The sequence below is a fragment of the Vibrio sp. 10N.222.48.A3 genome (genome assembly GCF_041475345.1).
Lineage (GTDB): Bacteria > Pseudomonadota > Gammaproteobacteria > Enterobacterales > Vibrionaceae > Vibrio > Vibrio tasmaniensis_A.
Genome location: NZ_JBFRVX010000066.1, coordinates 1 through 7,919 on the forward strand (window position 1 = coordinate 1; position 7,919 = coordinate 7,919).

Consider the following 7,919-nt stretch of genomic DNA (forward strand, 5'->3'; position numbering starts at 1 on the left):
GTCAGATAACGATGTGCACTGAGATGAAACATCGCAACACCGCAAAAATGAACTGGCTCAAAGAGAAGAATATCGGCATCAAACTAGCAAAGTCAGACTACAAACAGGTGCTTGTGGCTTACTTAGATATTCATAAACGATGTCCGATGATCAAGAACGTATGTATGAATACGATAAAATTGCTCTCTGTTATTTGGCCTGATTCAATGGGTGCAAAACAAGTGCTAACCATCATCAAGCAATGTGACGAAGTGATCACACAGCTTTATACGATTGATGAGCTGACACAAAACAACTATCAAAACTATTACCGAAAGGCGCTTCTGGCATGTAAGCAAGCAGACTTGGCCTGGAAACAAGCAAACAATACTTCCGAGGCTGCCTTCTCATATATGTAGCTTCTATTTAAACAACGTCCGCATACAAAAAAGGCTTTGCCATTACAGCAAAGCCTTTTAAATATTCTAACAAGTCAGATTAATCTAAATTTGATTAACCAAAATTGGCATTAGCCGATGTGCGTTACGCCGCCCATGTATGGTTGAAGTACTGTTGGGATAGCAATACGGCCATCTGCTTCTTGGTTGTTCTCAAGAATAGCAACCATAGTACGACCAACAGCAAGACCAGAACCGTTAAGTGTGTGTACAAGTTCAGGTTTCTTCTCGCCTTTACGACGGAAACGAGCTTGCATACGACGCGCTTGGAAATCCCACATGTTTGAACAAGAAGAAATTTCACGGTATGTCTCTTGTGCTGGAACCCAGACTTCTAAGTCGTAAGTTTTCGCAGAACCGAAGCCCATGTCACCCGTACATAGAATCACTTTACGGTAAGGAAGCTCTAGAAGTTGAAGTACTTTCTCAGCATGACCTGTTAGCTCTTCAAGCGCTGCCATTGAGTCTTCTGGCTTAGTAATTTGTACTAATTCAACTTTGTCGAATTGGTGCATACGGATAAGACCACGAGTGTCACGACCGTAAGAACCCGCTTCAGAACGGAAACATGGAGTGTGAGCTGTCATCTTAAGTGGCAGTTCAGCTTCATCAGTAATCGTGTCACGAACCATGTTCGTTACCGGTACTTCCGCAGTAGGGATAAGCGATAACGTCTTAAGCGGTACATCACTTACTTGCTCAGTTAGCGGGCTTGTGTGGAACAAGTCTTCGCCGAACTTAGGAAGTTGACCAGTACCGTATAGGCTATCGTGGTTCACTAGGTACGGTACGTACATTTCTGTGTAGCCGTGCTCATCAGTGTGAAGGTCCAGCATGAACTGAGCAATAGCACGGTGTAGACGTGCGAATTTGCCTTTCATCACGATAAAACGAGAACCAGAGATTTTAACTGCGCTAGCAAAATCAAGACCGCCAGACATTTCGCCAAGATCCACGTGATCTTTCACTTCGAAGTCGTAAGTCTTAGGTTGACCCCAACGAGAAACTTCTACGTTGTCGTCTTCATCTTTACCATCTGGCACTTCTGCGTCAGGTAGGTTAGGAATTGACATTGTGATCGCTTCTAGCTCAGATTGAAGCTCAGCCAATGTTACTTTAGCTTGGTCTAGTTCTGCGCCTAAGTTGCCTACTTCTGCAAGGATACGCTCAGCTTCTTCATGGTCGCCTTTTGCTTTCGCTTGACCAATGGACTTCGATCGAGAGTTACGTAACGCTTGTAGCTCTTCAGTTTTCATCTGAAGGGACTTACGTTTTTCTTCAAGTTCACGAATTGTCTCTACATCAAGGGTGAAGCCTCGACGTGCTAATTTTGCCGCTGTTTCATCCAGCTCAGCTCGAAGTAATTTAGAATCCAGCATTGCTAATCCTATGCTTTAGTTATTTGAATATTCAGTAGATTGCTACTGAATCACTGCTAAACCCCTAAAACTGGTGCTATTTCGACCAATTTGTAACGATTTAATTGAATTTTTATGACTAGGTAACGATATCCAAAAAAGACTACTTTTCATAGCGTTTTTGTGGGCTTTTTGCGTCCAAATCCGCCAGATAATCTAGCTTCTCGCCAATTTTGGTCTCTAAGCCTCGTTTTGTTGGGAAATAGTATTGTGTTTCGCCCATTTCAGGCGGTAAATACTTTTCGCCAGCCGCGTAGGCACCTGGTTCATCATGAGCATAACGGTATTCCTGCCCGTAGCCCATGTCCTTCATCAAAGTTGTGGGTGCATTTCTTAAATGATGAGGCACTTCATATTCAGGAAGATTATGCGCATCCGTTAAGGCTTGCTTCCAAGCGGTGTAAACGGCGTTACTCTTTGGTGCACACGCTAAATAGACAACTGCCTGAGCAATCGCACGCTCCCCTTCTGCAGGGCCAATACGCGTGAAGCAATCCCAAGCCGACATCGCAACCTGCATTGCTCTTGGGTCAGCATTACCAATATCTTCAGAAGCAATCGCTAATAAACGCCTTACGATATACAAAGGGTCACAACCCGCCGCAATCATTCGCGCCGACCAATACAACGCCCCATCAGGGTTTGAACCGCGAATCGATTTGTGAACGGCAGAGATTAGGTCGTACCAAATATCCCCCTTATTATCGAAACGAGCAACCTTCTCACCAGCCACTTCCGCTAACAACTGCAACGTTATCGCTTTCTCGCCTTTGTCGTTGTCTTCTGCCATGTCATACAGCAGCTCAAGATAGTTGAGCGACATACGTGCATCACCGTTGACCAGTTCAGCGAGGCGATCTAGTACGTTATCAGCAAAATCAGCCGACACATCACCTAGGCCACGCTGTTTATCTTCAATGGCTTGGCGAATGACGAGAGAAATATCCTCTGTATTGAGCGAAGTCAATTTGTAAACACGCGCACGCGACAACAAAGCGTTGTTCAATTCAAAAGAAGGGTTTTCTGTCGTCGCGCCAATAAACGTAACCGTGCCATCTTCGATATGAGGTAGAAAAGCATCTTGCTGACTTTTGTTAAAGCGATGGACTTCGTCCACAAATAAAATCGTTCTACGCCCTGCTTGCTTGTTCTCACGCGCTTTTTCAATGGCGATACGAATGTCTTTTACACCCGAAGTCACCGCAGATACGCGCTCGACTTCTGCATTGGCGTAATTAGCTGCCACTTCTGCCAGCGTGGTTTTACCGGTGCCCGGAGGCCCCCATAAAATCATGGAGTGGATATGGCCCGCCTCCAACGCTCTGCGAAGGGGTTTACCTGGACCTAATATATGCTGCTGACCAATATACTGTTCAACAGTTTCAGGTCTCATACGAGCAGCAAGGGGACGAAAATCTTCGTCCCCCGCAAAATCTAAGCTGTAATTACTCAATTGCAATCTCTTGATTCGTTGATGGCATCAATACCTATCGACTTACTACCAAACGATCTGCCAGTTTGGATCAGTTTCTTTGGTCGTCGACCTCGACACCTTCCGGCGCCACAAAAGTAAAGCGGTCTGCAGCAGGTTTACCTAAGTCAACATTGTTAAAGGTAAACTCACCTTTTTGGCCGTCTTGTTCAATCACATTAAAGCCCTGAACAATGCCTTTCTCAGTGATGTTAATCTGGAAATCGCCCTGATTAGAGTCCACAGCCGTTGGCGTTAGCGTAAATTGGTTACCCGTTTGCGCAACATTGTAGTTATCCCAATCACTTGCTTGGTTACGAGTCAGCAATACAAATGGCGTTTGCGATGTGGCTTGTTCTTGCCAGTAAATGCTCACTTGTTCAATGAACGGACTGTAGTACCACAAGCTTTGACCATCAGAGACCAATAGGTTTTCATCAGGGAAAGTCGTTTCCCAACGGAACAAGCTAGGGCGTGCAATCTCTACTGTGCCCTCGCCTTCCATCACAACATCACCGTCAGGGCTGGTGACAACTTGTTTAAAGTCAGCGCTAAAACCTGCATTCAGCGACAAGCGGCTACTCAACTCTTCTTTCGGAGAAGCAAATACTGAGAAGCTCATAAATAAAAGTGCGAATACTTTTTTCATCAATAATCCTGTTAGAACATAAGTCGGTCATGTTTTGGTTTTGACCGACTGAATAGTTATGAGTTCCTATTGGAACTAATCTTTTGGTGGCGCGGGCGCCAAGACTTCTCGGTTACCGTTATGTCCTGGAGCACTGACAATACCTTGAGCTTCTAATTGCTCAACAATTCGTGCGGCACGGTTGTAGCCGATCTTAAATCGACGTTGCACACCAGAAACTGAACCACGACGTGAATGGACAACGTGTTCGACAACTTGATCAAACAGAGGATCGACTTCTTCATCGCCTTCCATTTTCTCACCTGGTAACAGTGTTTCTGGGGTTTGGTCGCCGTTAGTAATCTCTTCAATATAGTTTGGCTTACCGCGTGCTTTCCAGTTATTCACGACCGCATGTACATCATCATCAGATGCAAATGCGCCGTGTACACGAGTTGTGTGGCTTGAACCCGGTGGCAAGTACAACATATCACCCATACCCAATAATGATTCTGCACCACCTTGGTCAAGAATCGTTCGAGAGTCCGTTTTGGTTGATACAGTAAAGGCTACACGTGTCGGGATATTGGCTTTAATAAGACCCGTAATAACATCCACTGACGGGCGCTGAGTCGCTAGGATCAAGTGAACACCCGCCGCACGTGCTTTTTGTGCCAAACGAGCAATCAATTCTTCAACTTTCTTACCCACTACCATGATTAAATCGGCGAATTCATCGACGACAACTACGATGTAAGGCAGTTTTTCCAATAATGGTGCTTCAGGGTCCATGCTGTCGCCCGGTTTCCACAGAGGATCATGAATTGGGTGACCCGCTTCCGCAGCCATCTTCAATTTGTCGTTGTAGCCTTTAATGTTACGAACACCAAGTGCCGACATCAGTTTATAACGACGTTCCATTTCGCCAACACACCAACGAAGGGCGTTAGACGCATCTTTCATGTCGGTAACGACTTCAGACAATAGATGTGGAATACCTTCATAGATAGACAATTCCAACATTTTCGGGTCAATCATGATGAAACGAACGTCTTCAGGCGATGCCTTGTAAAGCATACTCAAGATCATCACGTTCACACCCACCGACTTACCAGAACCGGTGGTACCTGCAACCAGTACGTGTGGCATCTTCGATAAATCAGCAATAACCGCTTCACCTGCAATATCTTGTCCTAGAACAACGGTCGTTGGTGACGTCGCTTCTTGGAACTGAGGGCTACCTACCACATCGGAGAAGAATACGGTTTGACGGCTCATGTTCGGCAATTCCAAACCAACATAAGGTTTACCCGGTATTACCTCTACGACACGCACTGCCAATGCAGAAAGTGAACGCGCTAAGTCCATAGAAAGACCAGAAATACGGCTCACTTTCACGCCAGGAGCCAGATCGAGTTCGAATCGAGTGATGACAGGGCCAGGGAAGATATCAACCACATCTGCCTTTATCTTGTAGTCCGCTAGCTTCGATTCAACAAGACGAGCAATCGCCTCTAGTGCATCGCGGTCAATAAAGGTTTCACGTTTTTCAGGGTGGAACAACAGCTCAAGTGTTGGCAATGGCTCGGCAGGTTTGGGCAAATTCACATCTTGCTGTACCAAGAACGGGTTTTGTGTCGCCGCCATATTCGCTTGCGCTTCAGATACCAGATTTTGGAATGCTGCTACATCTTGGTCTTGGTCTTGGTCTTGGTGCGCAGACTCATCTTCCGTGACCTCTTCCCATGGAAGATCAACAGCAAGCTCTTCAGTTTGTTCGTTAGCTTGTTCAAACTCCGCATTACCTTGCTGGGCAGCGAAAGGCTCTTGTTGCTCAGTATTAACATCTTCAATCGATACAGGTTGGAACACTGAAGCTTGTTCATCTTGCTCTTCCGCCATATCAAACGGAGATGCTTGCACAGAAGAACCTTCTTCGATTGTTTCTTCTGTTTCATCCACTGGCGAAGCATATAAAGATTCAGGCTGAACGTCTTCTGCACCGAGTTCACCCTCGACTTCAGAGGAACTATCCGTTGCTGTTTCAGCACTATCAAAATCACTATGAGTTGGACTAACTTCCGCTTGTTCGTTTTGCATGTATTGTTGGTACGCAACCTGAGATTCATGTGCGTCAACTTGCTCTTGAGCCGCTAGATCATCTTCATACATTGCAGCATTCTCTAGCTGCTCTATCGTTGCATTCAACTGCTTCGAGCGCTCAATGCCCTCTTCCAAAGGCTCTTCTGGCGCTTGGTAAACAGGCGCAGCAGGGATCGGCTCAGGTTCAACTTCAGGTTGACGTTGAATATCAGACACTTCTTGAGCTGAAGCGTCTTGCTTCGCTGGCGCATCGACAGGCATATGAATATTGTAATGGCGCTTCGGCGACGCGGCACTGTCTAGCGCATTTGTAGCCTCGCCTGAAGACTCATTGGTCGCTGAGAAGCTCATCGCAGGATCTAGTAGATCATGCTCTTTTGATTCTTTGTTATCTTCTAAAGCAGGAACATCACGGTAACTCGGCTCTTGATGACGTTCTTCGATTAAATCGCGGTCTGCCGATTCTGTTAACTGAGGTTCAAGCAGCTCTTGATCTTGGCCGCGCGCCTTATTAACGGCTGACGTAAAGGATTTGATTGCACACTCGCCTAACCATTCAACAATACTTAACCAGGAAATGCCCGTTAATAGGGTAAAGCCAGCTCCCCATAAGAAAAGAAGAACCAACGTACTGCCCAGAACGTTCAGCGTTGGAAGTGCAAGACTTGTTAATACATCACCGACTACACCACCAGATGAAAAGTACCAAATATCATCGAAGTTGATATCCGCTAAACCACAGCTAGTAAGAATAAGGACAATCAGTCCAAGTAAACGAGTACCCCACAGCATGAAATCGATCTGCTCATCTTCATTACGTTTACGGAATAATACCCACGCAGCAACCGTCACCAAGATAGGTAAAGGATAAGCTAAAGAACCAAACACAAAGAAAAGCGTATCCGCCAACCATGCACCTACGTAGCCTCCTGCATTTTGAATATCACCACCCCAAGCCGTTTGCGACCATGATGGGTCAGCAGGGCTAAAAGTTAATAACGCAACGGCAAGTAGAATAGAGAAGAGAACACCTAGAATTAGGCTGCACTCTTTTAGACGTTGAGAACCACTTAAACGAGGAGACTGAGGCTCTTCACTCGTTTTAATGATTGTTTCTACTTTATTACTGCTCTGCTTGAACATAAACCAACTTAATAATTAAACGGGATAAAAACATCTCGAGCGGCAATAGCCGCTCGTTTCAATGAAACTACTGTTGATTTAACCATATCAAACAGAAAAACCCAATTCCAGAAAGCAAGAAAGCGGAACAAATGTCCGCTTTCTTTCATTTCACCAATTGTGATTAACGAGTTTTAATCACAAGTTGATTGGTTTGTTTCACTTCTTCCATTACAACGTAAGTTCGAGTGTCGTTTACGCCTGGTAGACGAAGTAACGTATCACCCAGTAGCTTACGGTAAGCACCCATATCAGATACACGTGTTTTTAGAAGATAGTCAAAATCACCCGACACTAAATGACACTCTTGGATGTCATCCAGTTTCTGCACAGCGGTGTTGAATTGTTCGAACACATCTGGCGCACCACGGTTCAACGTAATTTCAACAAACACTAAAAGTGAAGCATCAAGGTACTGTGGGTTCAGCAATGCTGTGTACCCAGTAATGTAACCTTGACGCTCTAAACGACGAACACGCTCAAGACATGGAGTTGGAGAAAGTCCTACTCGTTTTGAGAGTTCAACGTTTGAGATACGACCGTCTTTTTGCAACTCATTAAGAATGTTGCGGTCAATACGATCTAGTTCCTTGGACGGCTTCTTATAATTGTCTGCCATTTTTTATTCCACCTTATTACTTCCTTGCAAAAAAATATACTACAACTTTTTAATATTCAGT

Annotated in this window: 5 protein-coding genes and 1 pseudogene; 1 reads left to right on the forward strand and 5 read right to left on the reverse strand. The window is 45.1% G+C overall.

Going from position 1 to position 7,919, the window contains the following annotated elements; translation table 11 throughout:
• A pseudogene (locus tag AB4653_RS02415) lies at positions 1 to 398 on the forward strand (response regulator); the annotation flags it as partial.
• 110 nt (positions 399 to 508) lie between these two features.
• Here the strand turns inward: AB4653_RS02415 and serS are convergent.
• The 5 genes from serS to lrp form a co-directional block, all read right to left on the reverse strand.
• On the reverse strand, positions 509 to 1,816 hold the full coding sequence (serS, locus tag AB4653_RS02420; protein WP_009848824.1) for a serine--tRNA ligase: 1,308 nt from the start codon (positions 1,814 to 1,816) through the stop codon (positions 509 to 511).
• A gap of 142 nt (positions 1,817 to 1,958) precedes the next feature.
• Positions 1,959 to 3,314, reverse strand: a complete 1,356-nt coding sequence (locus AB4653_RS02425; RefSeq protein ID WP_032555347.1) for a replication-associated recombination protein A — start codon at positions 3,312 to 3,314, stop codon at positions 1,959 to 1,961.
• Positions 3,315 to 3,378: 64 nt separating this feature from the next.
• Positions 3,379 to 3,975, reverse strand: coding sequence for an outer membrane lipoprotein chaperone LolA (lolA, locus tag AB4653_RS02430; protein WP_009848826.1), 597 nt, complete (start codon positions 3,973 to 3,975; stop codon positions 3,379 to 3,381).
• A gap of 75 nt (positions 3,976 to 4,050) precedes the next feature.
• Positions 4,051 to 7,200 (reverse strand): DNA translocase FtsK 4TM domain-containing protein, encoded by a 3,150-nt coding sequence (locus tag AB4653_RS02435; RefSeq protein ID WP_102257830.1) that lies wholly within the window; start codon positions 7,198 to 7,200, stop codon positions 4,051 to 4,053.
• Between the two features lie 163 nt (positions 7,201 to 7,363).
• A complete protein-coding gene (gene lrp, locus AB4653_RS02440) occupies positions 7,364 to 7,858 on the reverse strand; it encodes a leucine-responsive transcriptional regulator Lrp (RefSeq protein ID WP_004734558.1) in 495 nt (164 codons plus the stop codon).
• Between the last annotated feature and the right edge of the window lie 61 nt (positions 7,859 to 7,919).

Coding starts and splice junctions, on each gene's coding strand:
- serS (WP_009848824.1), bottom strand. CDS start 1,816: ATGCTGGATTCTAAATTACTTCGAGCTGAGCTGGATGAAACAGCGGCA.
- lrp (WP_004734558.1), bottom strand. CDS start 7,858: ATGGCAGACAATTATAAGAAGCCGTCCAAGGAACTAGATCGTATTGAC.
- AB4653_RS02435 (WP_102257830.1), bottom strand. CDS start 7,200: ATGTTCAAGCAGAGCAGTAATAAAGTAGAAACAATCATTAAAACGAGT.
- lolA (WP_009848826.1), bottom strand. CDS start 3,975: ATGAAAAAAGTATTCGCACTTTTATTTATGAGCTTCTCAGTATTTGCT.